The following is a 19,190-nucleotide window of genomic DNA, read 5'->3' as shown; positions in this document are numbered from 1 at the left end:
CTAAAAACTCTGCATTTCATCGATTACAGCTGCTCGAGCATAGCAGTGCAACCGTCGAGTACGCCGCGGTAGGTGGCATCGAAGTTGCCGGTGTACCAGGGATCGGCCACGTCGCCGGGGCGCTCGGTCCAATCGAGCAAGCGCGTAATCTTGCCGTAGGGGTCGTCGCCAAAGATGCGACGCAGGCCGCGCGCGTTCTCAGCATCCATATAGACAATGTGATCCCAGTCGCCATACTCTGCTCGACGCACCTGGCGGGCACGGTGCGCAACGACGGGAATCCCGACTTCGCGCAGCTTGGCGACCGTGCCATGATGCGGCGGGTTGCCGATCTCCTCAGTTGAGGTCGCTGCGGAATCGATGACAAACTCCGCCTCGCGCCCAGCGCGGCGCACGAGCTCGGTAAACACCGACTCAGCCATCGTCGAGCGGCAGATGTTCCCATGGCAGATAAACAGTACACGTTGCATATGCGGTTTCCTTTCGATCGCCATCATCGAGCTCGAGTATCGCATCTGCGCTTACGCCCTCGCTCGCTTGCGCTCCCAGCGAGCCAGCTTAATCGTCACCAGCGTAAGCGCCCAGGCCACAAGCGAGAACGCGGCACCAACCGCGCCAACGTAGGCAATGCCAACGCTGCTCACCACGGCGCCGCCTACTGCGGTGCCAAACGAAATGCCGACGTTAAACGCCATGGGTTCTACCGAGCTCGCGAGTACCATCGATTTGGGATGGCGGCTGCGTGCCACGTCCATAAAGTGCGTGATGCATGAGACCGAGAACAGGTACATGAGCATCGCCAGGCTAAAGACAAAGACCAGCGCGAGCGGCATGGTGCCGCCCACGGCAAACAGCCCGAGTAACGCCGCGGCCTGCAGCACAAACGTCACAAGCAGTGCCTTCATGCCAAAACGCGCGTCGATCCATCCGCCCAGGATGTTCGAGATCAGGCAGAACACGCCGTAGGCCATAAGCGTGGTGCTCGCCTGAACGGTTCCCATACCCAGCACCTGCTCAAGATAAGGCGTCACGTAGCCGTAGAATACGTAGACCGAGCCCACGCCAAACAAAAAGATGAGCATGCCGGTGATGATGCTCGGCTCGCGTAGCAGACCCGCCTGCTCGCGGAAGGTGGCGGGCTCATCGGTCTGCCCAGCGCGCGGCATAAACGCCACGAGCGCTCCGCAGATTAGAACGGCAAAGGTCAGCGTGCCGTACATGGCCATGTGCCAATCGAGCGTGTCGGCCACAAACTTGCCGATCGAAGTGACAAAGACCATCGCCACGGAAAACGCACCGTACACCACCGAGATGGCAAGCGAAGTTTGCTGCGGGGACAGCAGCTCGGGGATGTACGTCACGCCCACGGCGAGCAGTGCGCCCGAGACAGAACCCAGGACAATGCGCGAGATAAACAGTACCTGGAAGTTGGGCGCCAACGCCATGACCAGGTTGCCGAGCACAAAGACGATGCTGTAGCACACGAGCAGCCGGTAGCGGCGGAAGCGTCCCGTGCTGAGCGCAAGCACTGGCGTAGCGATGGCGTAGACGAGTGCGAACACGCTGATGAGCTGGCCCGCTGTGGCAAGCGAGATGCCGAGCTCCGTCGCCAGGTCGCTTTCGATGCCGATGACCACGAACTCGGAGCAGCCGAGCGAGAATCCCAACAGCACGAGCAGCGCCAGGCAGAGCTTGGTGCGCGCGGGGGAGAGCGCGGCGGCGGTTGACTTACTTTTAGGCGTGGTTGCGGCGGTCAAGGTTGTAACTCCAATGTCGCATTAATAAGCGGGATTCAATCCCTGCAACTCTAACAGAATGCGTCAGGTGCCTGCCCCCTTTGTCGCAGACTGCGCTTGCCTGTATAGTCGCAATACAGGTGAAGATGGTCTCAGGTACATCGCGGGCGACAGGAGATCCCATGGGTATGCACACGACAAAGGTTGCAGTGGGCGAGGGCAAGTTTGCGCTCGAGGCCCAGCTGACGGTGACACCGCGAGGCATGGCGGTCTACGCCTGCTCGCCGGAATTTGCGCACCTGGGCGCCACGGCACAGGCCATTCCGCGTCCCGAGCCCGGCCGTACGGCGACGGTGAGCATCCTGGCCGTTCCGTGCCATCGAGACGAGATCCCGGCGCACGATATCGCAGCGGCGCTGGCCACGCGCTTTAGTGTGCCGGTAGTTGCAAGCACGGGTTTTCATGTTGAACAGGCGAGCGGGGACGACCTGAAGCGCATGCTCGATACCACCAAGGAACTCATCGCCGCGCTCGAGGAGGCCGCAGCCCGCATTCTGCGCGCCGGCTGGGATGAGGGCGGCGCAGGCGCCGAGGTCGTGGCGGTCGATGCCGCGACCGGCGAGGCGCTTGGCCCCGTCGACCGCATCGAGGCCCATACCGGCGAGGGAATCTTGCATCAGGCATTTCTGACGCTTCTGGTCGAGGGCCAGGGCGAAGACGCGCGCCTGCTGCTCTGTCGTCGCAGCCCGCTCAAACGCCTGTGGGGCGGGGTGCTGGCCGATGGCTGTGCCGGCCATCCGCTCCCCGGGGAAGACGTCGCGGCCGCCACGGCACGTCGCATCAACGAAGAGCTTGGCATCACGCGCGAGCCCGATCAGCTCAAGCACCTCGGACACGTGGTGTACCGCGAGGACCACGGCGACGGCCGCTGCGAGTGCGAATGGTGCGAGGTGTTCGTAGCCCATGTTGAGCCGGGCGAGCTGCATATCAACCAAGAGGAGATCTCGGAGGTGCGCCGCGTGGCGCCCTCCGAGCTCAAAGGCTATCTGCAGGGTCACCCCGAGCAGCTGGCCCCCTGGCTCCGCGAGGCTCTGGAGGTCCCCTCCATCCGCACAGCCCTTGCTATGTGAAAAAAGACAGTCCCGTTGCCACATCCAAACCGTCGCAACATTCGACGAAAATCTCGAAAACGAGGAAAAGCGTCGAATGTTGTGATGGTTTTTGTCCAGGGGATCGCTTCTCATCCAAAAAAATCCGCTTGACTGTATTGCCACAACACAGCGCAACGTAAGGGGTGTCCGATAACGGGCGCCCCTTTTTAAGTGGCAACGTGGCCGCGAATCCGGAGCGCCCCCAACAAGAAAGGTGGGGAGATGGAAGCGGAAAAGAAGGCGTTTAAGATCACCAAGCGCGAAATTGGCTTTGTGCTGGGTATCGTTGTCTTTTTGCTGGTGAAGTTTCTTCCTTTGGTGGAGCTGAGCTCGACGGTCGAGCTTACGGCCGGCGGTCAGACCTGTCTGGCGTTGACGCTTGCCACGGTGGTGTTCTGGGCGTGTGGCGTGGCACAGCCGGGCTTTGTGGGCCTGCTCTATTGCGCGCTGCTCGTTCTGTTCAAGGTGTGCGTGGACGACACGGGTGCCGCGAGCATCTCGGCGACGGTCGCCTCCACGTTTAGCTCGTGGACCAAAGCCACCATGTGGCTCGTCATCGGCGCCTACCTCATCGCCAGCGCGGTCAAGGAGTCGGGCCTGGGCGAGCGCATCGCCTATGCGTTTATGCTCAAGTTCGTGCGCGATGCCAAGTCGCTCATCATCTCAATCTTCGCGCTCACCTTTGTGCTGTCGCTGCTGATCCCGCATCCGTTCCCCCGCGCCTTCCTCATCCTCGCCGTCGTCTCGGTCATTGCCGAGTCCGCCGGCTACGGTGACGACGACCGCGGCAAGCTCGGCTTCCTCGTGTTTGCCGCTGCTGCCCCGGGCTCCATGTTCTTCCTGACGGGCGACTCCACGCTCAACCCGCTCGTCGCGCAGTACAGCGCCGAGGCCGGCGGCATGGGCCCGTCCTTTGTCGACTGGTTCCTGTACATGAGCGTGCCTATGCTGGTCGCGCTGCTGTGCACCCTGTTCCTGGGTCTCTTCCTCTTTAAGCCCAGCAAGGAGCTCGTCTACGATCGCGAGCAGATCGTGGCCAAGCAGGCCGCGCTCGGCAAGCTCTCCGTCAAGGAGATCCGCACCATCGTGTGGCTTGTCATCGCCATCGCGCTGTGGCTTACCGTCTCGGGCGATTACATCGGCTGGGTGACACTTGCCATCGGTGTCGCGCTCGCCATGCCCATCATCGGCGAGGTTCTCACTCCTGCCAGCTGGAACGCTGTCGACATCAAGTCCCTCATGTTCCTGACGGCCGCCATGGCCGTGGGTTCCGTGGGCGGTGCCACCGGCATGAACGCCTGGATCGCCGATGTCGTGCTTCCCAGCTCCGTGCCCGAGAACATCTTCCTGTTCGCCCTGCTCGTCGCCGCGCTTTCCATGATCATCCACATGTTCATGGGCTCGGTCATGGCCGTGCTCGGCGTGTGCGTGCCGGCGTTCATCAGCTTTGCGGCCGGCTCCAGCGTGAGCCCGCTCGCCGTGGCGCTCATCGTCTTTACGTCCATCAACATCCACTACATCCTGCCGTTCCATAACCTGCCGATCCTTATCGGCGAGGGCAAGGACGCTGGCGGCTACACCTCCAAAGAGGCTATGCGCATGGGCATTCCCCTCACTGCGGTCGTCTTTATCGTCGTGCTGGTCGAGGCCGCCTGGTTCCACCTCTTTGGCCTGATGTAAGCAGTCGAGTGCTTGGCTGTAATTAGCCGAGTGCTTGAACTGCGAGTGCCCGAGCGCCCCATCTATGAGCGCTGCGGCCCCATTACGTTACCAAGCCGGCGGCACTCCCGCCGCCGGACACTCTCCCGAAAGGAGCACGCTATGTCCACTACCGATGCTTCCCAGATCCACGATCTGCGCTCCGCGCTCGACTTTTTGCGCGAGATGCCGGGCCAGCTGCTCGAGACCGACACCCAGGTCGACGCGGACGCCGAGGTCTCGGGCGTCTATCGTCGCGTCGGTGCCGGCGGCACCGTTATGCGTCCGACCAAAGAGGGCCCGGCGATGGTCTTCAACAACGTCAGGGGCTTTGACGATGCCAAGGTCTGCATCGGCATGCTTGCCAGCCGCAAGCGCGTTGCCGCCCTGCTCGACCTCGACGAGGAGCACCTGGGCCTCGAGATCGGCAAGCGCTTCGAGAACCTGATCGCGCCCGAGCAGATCGCCGAGGGTGCGCACGTCGACTGCCAAGAGGTCGTGTACAAGGCGACCGACGAGGGCTTTGACCTGCGCAAGATCGTTCCCGCTCCCACCAACACGCCCGTCGACGGCGGCCCCTACATCACCATGGGCCTCGCTTATGGCACGAGCCCCGACGGCTCCCAGTCCGACGTGACCATCCACCGCTTCTCCTGCGTCGACAAGGACAAGCTCGCCATGTGGATCACTCCGGGCAGCCGTCACCTTGGCGCGTTCTTTGACGAGTACTGCCAGCGCGGCGAAGACATGCCCATCTCCATCTCCATCGGTCTGGACCCCGCCGTGTACATGTGCTGTGGCTTCGAGGCGCCCACCACGCCGCTCGGCTTTAACGAGCTGCAGATCGCCGGCGCCCTGCGCGGCCACGCCGTCGAGCTTGCCGACTGCGTCACCGTTCCGCAGAAGTGCATCGCCAATGCCGAGTATGTGCTCGAGGGCTACCTCATGCACGACGAGACCATCAACGAGGACGTCAACGGCCACGGCTACGCCATGCCCGAGTTCCCCGGCTACACCGGTGGCGCCAAGGTCTGCCCGGTGATCAAGATCACCGCCGTCACCACGCGCGTCAATCCCATCATGGAGAGCTGCATCGGTCCCTCGCACGAGCACGTGTCCATGGCCGGCATCCCCACCGAGGCATCCATCTACAAGATGGTCGAGACCGCCATCCCGGGCCGCCTGCTCAACGTCCACGCTGCCCCCTGCGGCGGCGGCAAGTTCGTTGCCATCATGCAGTTCAAGAAGTCGAGCAAAAATGACGAGGGCCGTCAGCGCAACGCCGCCATGCTCGCCTTCTCGGCATTCTCCGAGCTCAAGCACGTCATCCTTGTTGACGAGGATGTCGATATCTTCGATATGAGCGACGTGATGTGGGCCATGACCACGCGCTTCCAGGCCGACGTGGACCTCATCACCATCCCCGGTTGCCACTGCCACGTGCTCGATCCGTCCAACGACCCCGCGTTCGACCCCACGATCCGCGAGCACGGCATCGCCTGCAAGGCCATCTTCGACTGCACGGTCCCGTTCGACCTCAAGAAGAACTTCATTCGCTCGCAGTTCATGGAGATCGACACAGACAAGTGGGCCAAGGAGATTGCTTTCTAGTAAGTAGCCCTACCAAGTAGTTAAGGAGCCGTCATGCCTGAGTCTTCTGTCCGTCCCCGTCGCATTGTCGTTGGCGTGTCTGGCGCCAGCGGTGCCGCGCTGGGTCTTGAGTGCCTCAAATGCCTGCGCCAGGCAGGTGCCGAGTCGGCGCTTGTCGTCACGCGCGGGGGAGAGATCACCATCGAGCAGGAGCTCGGCATGACGCTCGACGAGTTTGCCACGCATGCCGATGTGGTCTACGACAACAAGAACATCGGCGCCGCCATCGCAAGCGGCACCTATCCGGTCGACGGCATGATCGTGGCCCCGTGCTCCATGAAGACGCTCGCCGGCATCGCGAGCGGCTACAGCGACAATCTGTTGCTGCGTGCGGCCGACGTGCAGATGAAAGAGCAGCGCCGCCTGGTGCTCATGGTGCGCGAGACGCCCTTCAGCGCCATTCATGTCGACAACATGGCGCGCCTTGCGCGCGTACCGGGCGTCATGCTCATGCCGCCCATGCTCACGTTTTACAACGGCCCCGCCACGCTCGATGACGCGGTGCACCACATCGCCGCCAAGGCGCTCGAGGCCGTCGGCGTGTCATGCGCAAACTATAAGCGCTGGTCATAGGCGTCTTTAGGGTAGGATACGAGTAGTGTTTGAGCCCGCTGCCCCTGTGGGCGGCGGGCTTTGTGCGCAAAAAGGATGTGTCGGGAGGACCTATGCAGACGGGCATGTATGCGATTAGCGAGATGGCGAGTTTGTTTAACGTTTCGCGCCAAACGCTCATCTACTACGACAAGATCGGCCTGTTTAAGCCCGCCGTGGTTAACGAAAAAGGCTACCGTTTCTATTCGCCCACGCAGATCCCGCTCATGCGTCTGATCTGCATGCTGCGCGACCTAGGGCTCGAACTCGATGAGATCGACCGCCTAGCCTCGACGTTCGACATTAGCGAGATGACCGACCACCTGCGCTCGCGGGTGCAGGCGCTCGACGAGCAGATTGCCGGGCTCAAAGCCGAGCGTGCGAGCGTGCAGGAGCGTCTGAGCTTTTACGACGAGGCAGTTTACTGGCGCGAGCGCGAGGGCAAGCCGGAGCTCAAGCAGTTCGAGCGCCGCTTCGTGGTCTTTGAGGAGTTTCCAGGCGATATCGAGCGCGGCCGCTCGATGCTTCACCCCACGCTCATGCGGGCCATCCTGCGCATGCGTGCGCTCACGGGCACGCGCCCTATGCGCGGCTGGGGTGCCATGCTGCGTCGTGAGGCGCTGCATTCCGACGACCCTATCGCCGGCGCGGGCTCCTTTGCCGTGCTGCCGCGCGGTGTCGAGGAACTGCTGCCGAGCGATCCCGCCGAGCTGGCAGAGATCGGCATCGAAGTGCTGCCCGAGGGCACATACCTGTGCATGAGCCGCTGGGGTATGCCGTACGAGCCCGAGGGCATCCGCGCCATCGTTGCCTGCATGGACGAGCACGCGCTCCAGCCCGTTGGCAACGCTTTCGACTTTTGCTACCTCGATACCACGAGCTACGACGAGTCCCACCAAGAGGACTTTTGCTGCATCCAAATCCCCGTTACCCTCCAGATGTGACAAAGGGACAGTCCCTTTGTCACATTCGCGGCATGGCTGCCGCCCAAACCATCACAACATTCGATGAAAATCTCGAAAACGAGGAAAAGCCTCGAATGTTGTGACGCTTTTCCTGTCTGTGCCGGCGAGCTCCCGTGTCATCTGGGGGTATAAGGCTAGCAAGTGTTTATTTGCGAGGCCAAGGGGGCGCCCCGTATGGATATCGATAACTTTGAATGGTGGTATAGCGAGGGCGAGGCTCCGGACGAAGAGTGGGACGAGCCCGCGCCGTGTGACGTGTCGAGCGACGAGGGCGAGACCGGCAACGATGCCGGTGTCGAGCCTGAAGCCGCCTCCGATGCCGCCGAACCCCTAACCTTTGAACAGGCTTGGGCCCAGGCCGAGGCCGACGAGGCGAAGGCCGATGCCACGGCCACGCTCGGCGAGCCGGCTGATATGTCGATCTCGCCGGCAAAGACCCCACAGCCGCGCCATACCATCGACCCCGGCAGCACGGCATCCTTCAGCATACTCGACGTGCCCGCGCAGGGTGCCCAGGCGCCCGCCCCCACCCATCGCCCCAACCTGGCTCGCGAGGAAGACGCGGGCCGTCGCTCTCCGCTCGGCCCCATTCTCATCGCCTTTATGGCCGGCGTTATCGCTTGCTCGGCGATCGGCAGCATCTGGGGTCATGTCGAGCAGCAGCGCCAAGACGCCGCCAAGGTCGAGATGTCTGTCGAGCAATCGCTCAGCCGCACGCGCTCGGTGCATGTGTCGGTCGAGGTTAAGGACGGTGCGACATGGGACACCGCCCGCGGCGACAGCCAGATGCTCGTCCATATCGTGGGTCGCACGCTCAAGGGACAAGCAATCGACGAGTATCAATACGTCAATTCCGAAGGTGACGGTATCGAGCTCAAGCCCGGCGACTACGAGCTCACGGTCGATGAGCCGCCCGTCGCCACCGACGGCACGCGTTACCGCGCCTCAAAGCGCATGGTTCCGGTGAGCTTTAATTCACAGGCGCCCGATACGGTCGATAGCACGCCACAGGGCGGGTTTGACCTTTACGCTATTGCTCAATAACTGCGCCTGACGCTCAACCCCGCCGCCAAGAGTGGGACAATAGCCCTCGACACTGTTGTTTACTTTTGGAGGAAGTAGCATGTCTACCGTCACCACCATCAAGCGCGGCGGCCTTACCGCGGCCATCGATTCCATGGGCGCCCAGCTCACGAGCCTTGCCCTCAACGGCAACGAGTATCTGTGGCAGGGCGACCCGGCCTTTTGGGGCAAGCACGCGCCCATTCTGTTCCCCATTGTGGGCTCGCTGCGCAACAACACGGCGACGTCTGCGGCCGGCACCTGCGAGATGCCGCGCCACGGACTCGCGCGCATCGTCGAGCACAAGCTGGTCGAGGTCTCCGAGGACGGCTCGTCCGTCACCTACGAGATCACCGATACGCCCGAGTCGCTCAAGGCGTTCCCCTTCCACTTTAAGCTCAACATGACCTATGCCCTAACCGGCGACGCCACGCTTACCCAGACTTTTGCCGTCACCAACACCGGCGACGTGGACCTGCCGTTCTCGGTGGGCGGCCACCCCGCATTTAACGTGCCTGCCCCCGGTGCCGAGGACGAGGCATTCGAGGATTACGAGCTGGCGTTTACCGAGGCTTGGACTAACGAGGCCCCCATCATCACGCCCGACGGTCTTATGACGTTCGAGGGTAGCTACAAGGCTCCCGATAACTCGGACGTGCTGCCCATTACGCACCGCAGCTTCGATAACGATGCCATCATGTTCACCGATGCCCCGGGCTCCACGCTCACGCTGCGCGGTCGCAAGTCGGGCCACGGCGTCAAGATCGACTTTGAGGGCTTTAAGTACATCGGCGTGTGGTCTGCCGCCAACGACGCTCCGTTTGTGGCGCTCGAGCCCTGGACCGGTCATACCACCATGGACACCGAGGACGACGTCTTTGAGCACAAGGTCAACACCATCACCTTGGCTCCCGGCGCTACCGATAAACGTAGCTTTAGCGTCACCTTGCTCTAGATGTGACAAAGGGACAGTCCCTTTGTCCCTTCCCGCCCGCTAAGCCTCCCTGCCACATCCGGCAGGGAGGCTTTTTGGTAGGTAGCCATTGGGGATGTTCTTAAACGACTACTGTGTGTCTATTAATTTTTCGCGCACATGCCGCGTTGCTGGTTGCGGGCGTATATCCTGTCTTATTGTCAGCAAAGCAAAACAGGAAGGCATCAGATGCAACCTCGACTACAGCGCGACGCGCAGGCCCAGCCGGTGTGCAGTCGTCGCATCTTCTTGGGTAGCGCCCTCGCTGCGAGCGCAACCGTTGTCGCCGGCGCGCTTGCCGGCTGCCAGCGTCCGTCCACACTCAAGGTGGTCCAGCCCACGACGGGCGGCGGTCGCGATGACCTGTCCGATTCCGTTATCGGCAAGGATAAGATCCGCATTGGCATGGAGGCGGCCTACGCCCCGTACAACTGGCAGGTTTCCGAGGCCAGCGAGTTCACCATTCCCATCGACAACGTGCAGGGCGCCTATGCCGATGGCTACGACGTGCAGATCGCCAAGATCGTCTGCAAGGCCCTCGGTGGCGAGCCCGTTGCCGTCAAGCAGAGCTTCTCGGGCCTTATCGATTCGCTCAACAACGGCCAGATCGACCTCATCATCGCCGGCATGAGCGCTACGCCCGAGCGTGAGGAGTCGGTCGGCTTCTCCGACCCGTACTTCATTGGCTACTTTGGCCTGTTCGTAAAAGAGGGCTCGCCCTACCAGAACGCCACCAAGCTCAGCGACTTCAGTGGCGCCACGGTGCTCGGCCAAAAGGACACGATGCTCGATACCGTCATCGACGAGATTCCGGGCGTTGTGCACAAAAACCCGGTCGATTCGGTCCCCACGGTGTTCTCGAATCTGCTGCAGGGCACGTGCGACGCCGTGACCTACAACACCGAGAACGAGAAGGGCTATATGGCCCAAAACCCGGGCATTGTCCCCATTCATTTTGCCGAGGGCGAGGGCTTTAAGCAGGAGGTCGCGGCAAACGTCGGCTGCCGCAAGGGATCGGACAAACTGCTCAAACTTATCGATAAGACGCTCAAGGGCATCAGCCAGGAGGAGCGCGACCAAATGTGGGACGCGTGCCTCGACCGTCAGCCGGCATAGGGAGGCAGCATGAAAACCATCAATCGTCTGGCCTCCTTTATCAAGGCCGACCACCGTTATGTGTATCTGGGCACGAGCGCTATCGCGGCGCTCGGTCTGGCGTTTAGTCAGCGCAACCCCACGCCGCTGAGCTTCTTGGCGCCCACGGGTGTTTTCCAGGACTGCCTCTGGGCGATTCTGTGGGCTTGGATTGTCGTATCGGCGGCAGCGCTCGTCACCAAGCTCATGCATTGGAATGACTATCGCCAAAAGTCGCCGTTTGCATCCGAGCGTTGCCGTCGCGGCGCGCGCCTGGGCAGCTATGTCGTGGTTGCCATCGCGGCGATCTTCTTCATCGACCGCTGCGTCATGTCGTTTATCGACCTGGTACAGGTGAGCATTGTCTCGGACTCCAACCCCAGCGACTTTTTGTCGAGCCTGGTCTACATGACCTACAAGAGCGGCGACTTCTTCATTCGCGGTATCGAGATCACCATCGCGCTTGCCACCTTCGGCACGGTCATCGCCTTCTTCTTGGCGCTGCTCTTTGTGTTCCTGCGCATTCAGACGTTTGACCGCGTGGATAACGATCTGGTGCGCTTCTTTAAGAGCATCGGCCGCGGCTTTGCGACCGTTTACTCCACCATCGTGCGCGGAACGCCCATGATGGTCCAGGGCCTGCTCATCTATTACGCGGGCTTCACCGTTTTGCGCGGCATGGGCTTCGAGACCGCCCAGGCCAACCAGATTTGGAGTACCTTCACTGCCGGCCTCGTCACCATCTCGCTCAACTCCACCGCCTATATGATGGAGGTCCTGCGTGGCGGCATCGAGTCCATCGATCCCGGCCAGGCCGAGGCGGCGCGCTCGCTGGGTCTGTCGCAGTGGCAGGCCATGCGCAAGGTCGTGTTCCCCCAGGGCATTAAAAACGCGATTCCGGCGCTCACCAACGAGCTCATCATCAACATCAAGGATTCGTCGGTGCTTTCGGTCATCGGCGTGTTTGACCTCATGTACGCCACCACCACCGTCGCCGGCGTGTACTACCGCCAGATGGAGGTCTACTGCGTGGCTCTCGTGGTCTACCTGATCCTGACGCTCGTGGCGAGTCGCCTGCTCGAGGCCTTTGGCAAAAAGCTCGGCGCCGAGGCCCCGGCAACGCTGCCCAGCTCCAACTAGGCTCAAGACGAGGAGAATCATCATGGCAGATACCGCCACTACCGGCGTTGCGGCCGCCGCACAGACAAATGAGCCGCTTATCCGCGTCGAGGGCCTGCGCAAGAGCTTCGGCTCGCTCGAGGTGCTCAAGGGCATCGACCTGTCCGTTAACCCCGGCGAGGTCGTCACCATCATCGGCGCCTCGGGCTCGGGCAAGTCGACCTTCCTGCGCTGCCTCAACCTGCTCGAGACCCCGGACGCGGGCCACATCTGGTTCCACGGCCAGGACCTCACGGCCGAGCGCTGCAATATCAATAAGCTGCGCGAGGACATCGGCATGGTGTTTCAGGGCTTTAACCTGTTCAACAACATGGATGTGCTCGACAACTGCACGCTCGCGCCCGTCACGCTCAAAAAGATGAGCAAGGCCGAGGCCGAGAAAGTCGCGATGGAGCATCTGACGAGCGTGGGGCTCGAGAAGTTCGCGCACGCCGCCGTGGGTCGCCTGTCCGGCGGCCAAAAGCAGCGCGTGGCCATCGCCCGTGCCCTGTGCATGAATCCGCAGATCATGCTGTTTGACGAGCCGACCTCCGCACTCGACCCCGAGATCGTGGGAGAGGTGCTCGAGGTCATGCGTAAGCTCGCTGCCGACGGCATGACCATGGTGGTCGTCACGCATGAGATGGCCTTTGCCCGCACGGTGTCCGACCGCGTGGTCTTTATGGACAAGGGCGTGGTGCTCGAGGATGCGGCACCGGCCGAGCTCTTCGGCAATCCCAAACACCAGCGCACCCGCGAGTTCCTCTCTCGCTATCTCGAGGACAAATAACCGACCGCAAACGCTTACGTTGCAGGGCCGCTCCCGTGGGGCGGCCCTCGTCATCACAATCGAAAGGATGTCATGGCCGAGGTTTGGCGCTTCTTTGCGCATGAGGACGATTTTGCCGATATAGACGAGGCCGGCGCGTGCGAGCGCCTGGGCCGCGTGCTGTCGTTTCCGACCATTTCGAGTATGGATGCCGAGGCGGTGGACCGGGAGCCGTTCGACGATCTGCGCGCCTATATGCAGCAGGCGTGGCCGCGCGTGTTCGAGGCGGGCGAGATCGAGCTCGTCGACCATTCGCTGCTCGTGACGCTTACCGGCTCCGACCCTGCCCTTAAGCCCGTTATGCTCATGGGCCACATGGACGTGGTTCCCGTGGTACCCGGCACCGAGGACGATTGGACGCATGCCCCCTTTAGCGGACATGTGGACGACACCTACATTTGGGGTCGCGGCGCCATCGATATGAAAGACCAGGTCACAGGCATTCTCGAGGCGGTTGAGTATGCGCTGGCCCATGGCTGGGAGCACGAGCGCACCCTGCTGCTGGCTTTTGGCCAGGACGAGGAAACCACGCAGTTCGGTGCGGGTGCCATCGGCCGCGTGCTCGAGGAACGCGGCATTGAGCTTGAGTGCCTGATCGACGAGGGCGACTACCGCATCGTTCCGGCTGCCGAGTACAGCGCGGGCGAGGGTTGGCTCATGCACGCCGACCTGGCTGAGAAAGGTTATGCCGACATTGTGCTCAAGACAAAGAGCGCGGGCGGACATTCCTCCAACCCCTACGGTGGCACTTCGCTCGAGGTGCTGAGCCGCGCCATCGCCGCAATCTGCGATATCGAATGGCCGACGCGCGTCACGGACCTGCTTGCCGCACAGCTCGTCGGGCTGGGGCTCTACACGGCCGATGAAATTGCCGCCAACAAGGACACCATCGTGCGCGAGTGCCTCGCCAGCAAGAAGCTCTATCCGCTCGTGACCACCACCTGTGCACCGACCCAAATCGAGGGCGGTAGCACCGGTGCTAACGTGATGCCGCAGGATATGTGGGCCAACATCAACTTCCGCATGCTCGAGGGCACGAGCGTGGCCGACGTTGTGGCGCGCTGCCGTGAGGCGGTTGCCGGGGCGGACCTTGCCGGTCGTGTCGAAGTGGAGCTGGGCCCCGGCAGCTCCGAACCCTCGCCGTCCCCGCGCATCGGTGGTCCCGGCCTCGAGGCGGTTCGCTCCATCGCCGCCCGCTATTTCCGTGATCCAAAGGGGACGGAGGAAAACGGATCATTCGAGCCAGTGGCAATTGTGCCCTCGACTGTGATTGGCGCGACCGACGCTGCCAACTACCAGAGCATTTGCCCTGAGTGCATTCGCTTCTCGGCCTTTGTGGTCGACGATGACGAGTGCGACCGCGGCGTCCACGGCACCAACGAGCGCATCACCCGCCGAGCCTACCTCCAGGGCATCCGTTTTCTCATCTCCCTGCTCCAAACGCTCTAGAATTCGACAAAGCGACAGTCCCTTTGTTAGCCGTTGGGGACGTTCTTAAACGACTAGTCGTAAAGGAACGTCCCTAACGGCTACGTCCGCTCATTCCGTGCGGGTTATATGCAGGTTTGCCTGCGCACGCTATCATGTATGGGTTAGACCGCAACTATGTACCCCATACGCGAAGGGATGCGCATGTATCTGAAGATCGACATGTTCTAGCCGGGCTTACCCCCGCATCGGCGCCCCGCGCCCCATCAATTCTGCCGATTTTCACCTTCACGCATATAAAGGAGTCCCGCCATGCGCGACAAGCTCGAAAAGATTATCAAGGCCTACGAGGAGCTCGAGAAGAAGCTCTCCGACCCGGCCGTCGCCTCCGATATTAAGGAGTTCACGCGTCTCAACAAGGAGTACGCGCACCAGTCCGACCTCATCGCCGCCTCGCGCGAGTACATCGGCGCGCTCGATGACATCGAGGCTGCCAAGGAAATGCTCCACGATACCACCGATGCCGATGAGAAGGAGATGCTCCAGATGGACATCTCCGAAAACGAGGCCAAGCTTCCCCAGCTCGAGGAAGACATTAAGTACATGCTCATCCCGAGCGACCCCAACGACGACAAGAACACCATCGTCGAGATTCGCTCCGCCGCCGGTGGCGATGAGGCAGCCATCTTTGCCGGCGACCTGTACAAGATGTATCAGCGTTTCTGCGAATCGCGCGGCTGGAAGACCACTGTGCTCGATTCCAGCCCCAGCGAGGCCGGCGGCTTTAAGTCCATCGAGTTCAAGGTCGAGGGCGACCGCGTCTACTCCGTCATGAAGTTCGAGTCCGGCGTGCACCGCGTCCAGCGCGTCCCCAAGACCGAGTCCCAGGGCCGCATTCAGACCTCCACGGCTACCGTCGCCGTACTTCCCGAGGCCGAGGAAATCGACGTTCAGATCAACCAGTCCGACTTGCGCATCGATACCTACTGCGCCTCCGGCCCTGGTGGTCAGTGCGTTAACACCACGTATTCCGCCGTGCGCATTACCCACCTGCCCACCAACACCGTGGTGCAGTCGCAGGAACAGCGCTCCCAGATCCAGAACCGCGAAGTCTGCATGCAGATGCTGCGCGCCCGTCTGTACGAGATGGAGCTCGAGAAGCAGCAGGCGGAGCTCGGTGCCGAGCGCCAGAGCCAGATCGGCCACGGCAACCGTTCCGAGAAGATCCGTACCTACAACCAGCCCCAGGACCGCGTGACCGATCACCGCATCGGCTTCAACTCCACCTACAACGGCGTCCTCCTGGGCGACCAGCTCGGCACCGTCATCGAGGCGCTCGCCGCCGCCGAGCGTGCCGAGAAGCTGGCACAGGCCGTGTAGGTTACGCGGTTTTACAAACCGCGTAACGACTCGACGCTGCGCGCCGCCCAGAGCGACAATTTGTCATTCAAAAGGCAAGGCATGACCAGAAGGTCTATGCCTTGCCTTTTTCATGCCAACTTGTTCGCTCTGGGCGGCGCTCGCTGACATTGCCAAAACATCGGCGTTTCCTTGGTTGTCAAATGATCCGTAGGGAGTCATTGGTGACATTGCCTTGATATTTTATTCAGTCGGCTGTGATGTCATTTGAGCTGCTTACCTGCTTAAGGTAATTGACGGCATAAGTCCGCTATCGAAAATATTGCTCAAAATATCGTTCAAGAAGTCGCGGAGCGATTTTTGATGGGTCGTGCGTCAAGCGATGTGGCAAGTTCTTGGTTAGATATTGGTCAGTTTTGGGGCAACCTTGCCAAAAGCTTGACGAATGCAAATCTAGACGTCGACGAACGAACACTTTGAGCGAGCTCGGTACAAAATTCTGGGCTGATTCTCGATAATCGCCTTCAATCGTCCCTTGCCAAGCGCTGGCCTCGCTTACAATCTGCTCCGACATTCGCGCGCCGCCCGGCGCTTAAGAGGGGAGGACCCCATGGCAAACGAGATCTGGACCATCAAGCGTTGTCTCGAGTGGACCAAGGAGTACCTGGCCGAGCGCGGCGAGGAGCACCCCCGTCTTTCTGCCGAGTGGCTGCTGTGCGCCGCCACGGGCCTGGCGCGCATTGACCTATATATGCGTATGGACGAGACGCTTAACGCGGCCCAGCTCGAGACCATGCATGCGGCCGTCGTTCGTCGCGCCAAAGGCGAGCCGCTACAGTACATTACCGGCAGCACGCAGTTTCGCATGATTGACGTCGCGTGCGCTCCCGGTGTGCTCATTCCGCGCCCCGAAACCGAGATGCTCGTCGAGGAAGTCCTCAATTATCTGGATGCCGAGGTGCTGAGCCCCGAGGCTGCTGCCCGTCAGCGTGTTGAGCTGCCTTGGAACGATGAGGTCGAGGAGGCACGCAAGGCCGAGGCCGCGCTGGCAGACGAACGGGCGACTGCCGAGCGCCGTGCCGCTAACCTGACGGCTGCCGATGAGGCGGCGCTAGGCGGCGACGTACTGGGCAGCCGTGCCTATGCCGAGGAACTGGCCGATCGCGAGGCCGAGGAAGCCGCCGCGCAAGCAGCAGAAGCCGAAGCCGCGGAAGCCGCCGAGCCCGAGCTCGACGAATGCGGCATCGCCATCGAGGGTGCCGACCAGGAGACGGTTTCAGCTCAGGATGCCGCTGCGCCTGCCCCAGCCGAGCCCCGCACTGCCCGCGTTCTCGAGGTCGGCTGCGGCACGGGCTGTATCTCGCTCTCGATCGCCTGGGAGCGTCGCGGCCACGTCACCTGCACTGCTACCGATATCGAGCCGCGCGCCATCGACCTTGCTACCAAAAACCGCGATGCGCTTGGCCTCACGTCCGATGAGGTCGCCTTCAGCCTCACGAACCTGGTGAGCTCCATTCCCCGTGAAGAGTGGGGCACCTTTGACGTACTCGTCTCCAACCCGCCCTACATCCCCACCGATGTCATGCGCTCGCTGCCGCACGAGGTCAAGGACTTTGAGCCCGATCTGGCGCTCGAGGGTGGCGCCGACGGCCTCGATATCTTCCGTCGCCTGCTCAACGCGGCGCCCTACATGTTGCGCGCCGGCGGCCTCTTTGCCTGCGAGCTCTACGAGGGCGCGCTCGACGCTGCGGCCGAGCTCTGCCGCCAAGCGGGTCTGTCGGACGTGCGCATCGTCCACGACCTCACCGATCGCCCCCGCATCGTCCGAGCCATCGTCACCGAGCCCAAACAGCGCCAGTAATATTTATTAACTGGTTAGCAAAAACTATAAATTAGTTTATAATTAGGACGGCTGAAAGAGGTCGGCCCATGCAACCTCCTACCTTTCGGGAAATCATTGCCCTACTCAAGCACGATGGATTCGTGAAGGTCGCGCAAGTCGGTAGTCATGCTAAGTATGTTTCTGGTGACCGTGTTGTCACCGTGAACGGCTCTGGTGGTGATCGACCAAAGAAGGGCACGTGGGCAAGTATTCGTCGCCAAGCTGGATGGTAGTTGGAGGCAAAATGAGGCAGCGATTTACCTATGACTGCGTTCTCATAAAAGAAGACGACGGTTACTGCGCTAGCTTCCCGCAGATTCCCGGCGCCTTTGCCGATGGCGATACGCGCGAAGAAGCGATTGCCCATGCTACCGAGGCACTGATGGCGTTTTTGGCCGACGACCTCAACAACGGTTTGACTCCGGCAGGGTACGAACGCTCGGCCGAGGTCGTGGCCCTTTCAGTCGAAATCGACCACGAGGACGCTCGGGAAGCGGCGTGCCGAACATTTAAAGACGCAGCGCTGGACCTCAAAGTCTCCGCTCCGCGGATTACCGCGCTGGTCAAAGCCGGCAAACTCGATGTTGAACTCGTCGACGGCCGTCGGATGATAACGATAGACAGTATCGAGCGTTACGCCGCCCAAGAACGTCACGCCGGAAGACCAAAGAAGTTCGTAGCCGTCCAATAACCCCCTTACTTTCACCGACTACTAGAGCCGCTCACCAAACCAACATGCGCTCTGGGCAAATAGATTGAACGTTTCGTGCGAGAATGCCCCACAGTAAACAAACTTGCACCAGAGCGTAAGGGGCTGGCATACACATGCAGACGGTCTATCGGGTATACGAGGGAGCGCGCGAGCCGCATCGGCTTGCCGTCGAGCACACGGCCGAGGTGCTCGGCTGTGGCGGTCTGGCCCTGATCCCGACCGAGACCGTCTATGGTGTCGCTGTGGCAGTTAACGCCTTTTCGGACGCCGCACCCCAAGACACAAGCGAATCCCCCTCGTGGCCGCGCGACCCGCAAGCCACCGTCAATGGCGCCGCGGTCCCTGCGCTCGGTACCGGCTACCGCCGCATCTTCACTCTCAAGCAACGTGAACTCACGCAAACCGTCGCTTGGCTGGTCGATGGCGTCGAAGCGCTCGACCGCTATGGCGTGGATATCCCTAACGAGGCCCGCGTGCTCGCCCGACGATGCTGGCCGGGCGCCCTGACTATCGTGGTCAAGGCGGCCCCCTGCGTGCCGACCTTTATGCGCGCCGCCGACGACACGGTGGCACTTCGCGCTTCGGCCTCGCCCGTGGTGCAGGCGCTCATTCGCGCCTGTGGCAGCCCCCTTGCCTGCACCAGCGCCAACACGCACGGTGCGCCCTCGCCGGCAAGCTTTGCCGCCGTCGAGGGTCGCATCCTGGAGGGGGTCGATGTTGCCGTCGACGCCGGTGAGACCCCGTGTCGCGACGCCTCGACCATCGTGTCGTTCCAGCACGGCGGGCTCCAGATCCTGCGCCAAGGCGCACTTCCCGCATCAGAGATCGAACGGGTCCTGTCCGACCCGATGCAATAGAAAGG

General features: G+C 61.8%; 18 protein-coding genes. 16 read left to right on the top strand and 2 right to left on the bottom strand.

The window, feature by feature from the left end; all coding sequences use genetic code 11:
* Positions 1 to 23: 23 nt before the first annotated feature.
* The gene (locus DW171_RS00885) at positions 24 to 470 is read right to left on the bottom strand and encodes a low molecular weight protein-tyrosine-phosphatase (RefSeq protein ID WP_195404543.1); all 447 of its coding nucleotides are present in this window, start codon (positions 468 to 470) and stop codon (positions 24 to 26) included.
* A 51-nt stretch (positions 471 to 521) separates the two neighbouring features.
* Positions 522 to 1,757 (bottom strand): MFS transporter, encoded by a 1,236-nt coding sequence (locus tag DW171_RS00880; RefSeq protein WP_233539060.1) that lies wholly within the window; start codon positions 1,755 to 1,757, stop codon positions 522 to 524.
* A gap of 161 nt (positions 1,758 to 1,918) precedes the next feature.
* On the opposite strand from DW171_RS00880, the gene idi reads away from it, so the two are divergent.
* The 16 genes from idi to DW171_RS00800 all read left to right on the top strand — a co-directional run bounded on the left by idi (position 1,919) and on the right by DW171_RS00800 (position 19,185).
* On the top strand, positions 1,919 to 2,866 hold the full coding sequence (idi, locus tag DW171_RS00875; protein WP_158570986.1) for an isopentenyl-diphosphate Delta-isomerase: 948 nt from the start codon (positions 1,919 to 1,921) through the stop codon (positions 2,864 to 2,866).
* A gap of 243 nt (positions 2,867 to 3,109) precedes the next feature.
* On the top strand, positions 3,110 to 4,567 hold the full coding sequence (locus tag DW171_RS00870) for an SLC13 family permease (protein WP_199586767.1): 1,458 nt from the start codon (positions 3,110 to 3,112) through the stop codon (positions 4,565 to 4,567).
* 141 nt (positions 4,568 to 4,708) lie between these two features.
* Complete coding sequence (locus DW171_RS00865) at positions 4,709 to 6,196, top strand: UbiD family decarboxylase (protein ID WP_118270173.1); 1,488 nt, start codon at positions 4,709 to 4,711, stop codon at positions 6,194 to 6,196.
* 33 nt (positions 6,197 to 6,229) lie between these two features.
* Entirely contained in the window at positions 6,230 to 6,808 is a 579-nt protein-coding gene (locus DW171_RS00860) for a UbiX family flavin prenyltransferase (RefSeq protein ID WP_055252424.1), read from the top strand.
* Positions 6,809 to 6,900: 92 nt separating this feature from the next.
* Complete coding sequence (locus tag DW171_RS00855) at positions 6,901 to 7,770, top strand: MerR family transcriptional regulator (RefSeq protein ID WP_117655373.1); 870 nt, start codon at positions 6,901 to 6,903, stop codon at positions 7,768 to 7,770.
* Positions 7,771 to 7,965: 195 nt separating this feature from the next.
* Positions 7,966 to 8,835, top strand: a complete 870-nt coding sequence (locus tag DW171_RS00850) for a hypothetical protein (RefSeq protein WP_118270172.1) — start codon at positions 7,966 to 7,968, stop codon at positions 8,833 to 8,835.
* 79 nt (positions 8,836 to 8,914) lie between these two features.
* The gene (locus DW171_RS00845; protein WP_118270171.1) at positions 8,915 to 9,808 is read left to right on the top strand and encodes an aldose 1-epimerase family protein; all 894 of its coding nucleotides are present in this window, start codon (positions 8,915 to 8,917) and stop codon (positions 9,806 to 9,808) included.
* 207 nt (positions 9,809 to 10,015) lie between these two features.
* Positions 10,016 to 10,942, top strand: a complete 927-nt coding sequence (locus DW171_RS00840; RefSeq protein ID WP_117817040.1) for a transporter substrate-binding domain-containing protein — start codon at positions 10,016 to 10,018, stop codon at positions 10,940 to 10,942.
* 9 nt (positions 10,943 to 10,951) lie between these two features.
* Positions 10,952 to 12,100 carry an amino acid ABC transporter permease gene (locus tag DW171_RS00835; RefSeq protein ID WP_118270170.1) on the top strand — a complete coding sequence of 383 codons (1,149 nt, stop codon included), beginning with the start codon at positions 10,952 to 10,954 and terminating at the stop codon, positions 12,098 to 12,100.
* A gap of 22 nt (positions 12,101 to 12,122) precedes the next feature.
* The gene (locus tag DW171_RS00830; protein WP_118099385.1) at positions 12,123 to 12,908 is read left to right on the top strand and encodes an amino acid ABC transporter ATP-binding protein; all 786 of its coding nucleotides are present in this window, start codon (positions 12,123 to 12,125) and stop codon (positions 12,906 to 12,908) included.
* A gap of 72 nt (positions 12,909 to 12,980) precedes the next feature.
* Positions 12,981 to 14,396, top strand: a complete 1,416-nt coding sequence (locus tag DW171_RS00825; RefSeq protein WP_118270169.1) for a M20/M25/M40 family metallo-hydrolase — start codon at positions 12,981 to 12,983, stop codon at positions 14,394 to 14,396.
* A gap of 291 nt (positions 14,397 to 14,687) precedes the next feature.
* Positions 14,688 to 15,755: a peptide chain release factor 1 gene (prfA, locus tag DW171_RS00820; RefSeq protein ID WP_055252487.1), complete on the top strand. Its 1,068-nt coding sequence runs from the start codon at positions 14,688 to 14,690 to the stop codon at positions 15,753 to 15,755.
* A 589-nt stretch (positions 15,756 to 16,344) separates the two neighbouring features.
* Positions 16,345 to 17,595: a HemK/PrmC family methyltransferase gene (locus DW171_RS00815; RefSeq protein ID WP_117766723.1), complete on the top strand. Its 1,251-nt coding sequence runs from the start codon at positions 16,345 to 16,347 to the stop codon at positions 17,593 to 17,595.
* Positions 17,596 to 17,663: 68 nt separating this feature from the next.
* Positions 17,664 to 17,849, top strand: a complete 186-nt coding sequence (locus DW171_RS10410; RefSeq protein ID WP_089573106.1) for a type II toxin-antitoxin system HicA family toxin — start codon at positions 17,664 to 17,666, stop codon at positions 17,847 to 17,849.
* Entirely contained in the window at positions 17,816 to 18,307 is a 492-nt protein-coding gene (locus DW171_RS00805; protein WP_128620077.1) for a type II toxin-antitoxin system HicB family antitoxin, read from the top strand. The genes DW171_RS10410 and DW171_RS00805 overlap by 34 nt, the downstream gene beginning before the upstream one ends.
* 134 nt (positions 18,308 to 18,441) lie before the next feature.
* Positions 18,442 to 19,185 carry an L-threonylcarbamoyladenylate synthase gene (locus DW171_RS00800; RefSeq protein ID WP_117766719.1) on the top strand — a complete coding sequence of 248 codons (744 nt, stop codon included), beginning with the start codon at positions 18,442 to 18,444 and terminating at the stop codon, positions 19,183 to 19,185.
* Positions 19,186 to 19,190: the final 5 nt, after the last annotated feature.

Origin of the sequence: Collinsella sp. AM15-2, from assembly GCF_003471985.1 — a bacterium.
Lineage (GTDB): Bacteria > Actinomycetota > Coriobacteriia > Coriobacteriales > Coriobacteriaceae > Collinsella.
Note: the sequence above shows the minus strand (reverse complement) of the source record. Positions and strands in the feature narration are given on the sequence as shown.

What these genes read in the sequence shown, in the direction of transcription:
- DW171_RS00885 (WP_195404543.1), bottom strand. Translation starts at nt 470, where the DNA reads ATGCAACGTGTACTGTTTATCTGCCATGGGAACATCTGCCGCTCGACG.
- idi (WP_158570986.1), top strand. Translation starts at nt 1,919, where the DNA reads ATGGGTATGCACACGACAAAGGTTGCAGTGGGCGAGGGCAAGTTTGCG.
- DW171_RS00870 (WP_199586767.1), top strand. Translation starts at nt 3,110, where the DNA reads ATGGAAGCGGAAAAGAAGGCGTTTAAGATCACCAAGCGCGAAATTGGC.
- DW171_RS00865 (WP_118270173.1), top strand. Translation starts at nt 4,709, where the DNA reads ATGTCCACTACCGATGCTTCCCAGATCCACGATCTGCGCTCCGCGCTC.
- DW171_RS00860 (WP_055252424.1), top strand. Translation starts at nt 6,230, where the DNA reads ATGCCTGAGTCTTCTGTCCGTCCCCGTCGCATTGTCGTTGGCGTGTCT.
- DW171_RS00855 (WP_117655373.1), top strand. Translation starts at nt 6,901, where the DNA reads ATGCAGACGGGCATGTATGCGATTAGCGAGATGGCGAGTTTGTTTAAC.
- DW171_RS00850 (WP_118270172.1), top strand. Translation starts at nt 7,966, where the DNA reads ATGGATATCGATAACTTTGAATGGTGGTATAGCGAGGGCGAGGCTCCG.
- DW171_RS00845 (WP_118270171.1), top strand. Translation starts at nt 8,915, where the DNA reads ATGTCTACCGTCACCACCATCAAGCGCGGCGGCCTTACCGCGGCCATC.
- DW171_RS00840 (WP_117817040.1), top strand. Translation starts at nt 10,016, where the DNA reads ATGCAACCTCGACTACAGCGCGACGCGCAGGCCCAGCCGGTGTGCAGT.
- DW171_RS00835 (WP_118270170.1), top strand. Translation starts at nt 10,952, where the DNA reads ATGAAAACCATCAATCGTCTGGCCTCCTTTATCAAGGCCGACCACCGT.
- DW171_RS00830 (WP_118099385.1), top strand. Translation starts at nt 12,123, where the DNA reads ATGGCAGATACCGCCACTACCGGCGTTGCGGCCGCCGCACAGACAAAT.
- DW171_RS00825 (WP_118270169.1), top strand. Translation starts at nt 12,981, where the DNA reads ATGGCCGAGGTTTGGCGCTTCTTTGCGCATGAGGACGATTTTGCCGAT.
- prfA (WP_055252487.1), top strand. Translation starts at nt 14,688, where the DNA reads ATGCGCGACAAGCTCGAAAAGATTATCAAGGCCTACGAGGAGCTCGAG.
- DW171_RS00815 (WP_117766723.1), top strand. Translation starts at nt 16,345, where the DNA reads ATGGCAAACGAGATCTGGACCATCAAGCGTTGTCTCGAGTGGACCAAG.
- DW171_RS10410 (WP_089573106.1), top strand. Translation starts at nt 17,664, where the DNA reads ATGCAACCTCCTACCTTTCGGGAAATCATTGCCCTACTCAAGCACGAT.
- DW171_RS00800 (WP_117766719.1), top strand. Translation starts at nt 18,442, where the DNA reads ATGCAGACGGTCTATCGGGTATACGAGGGAGCGCGCGAGCCGCATCGG.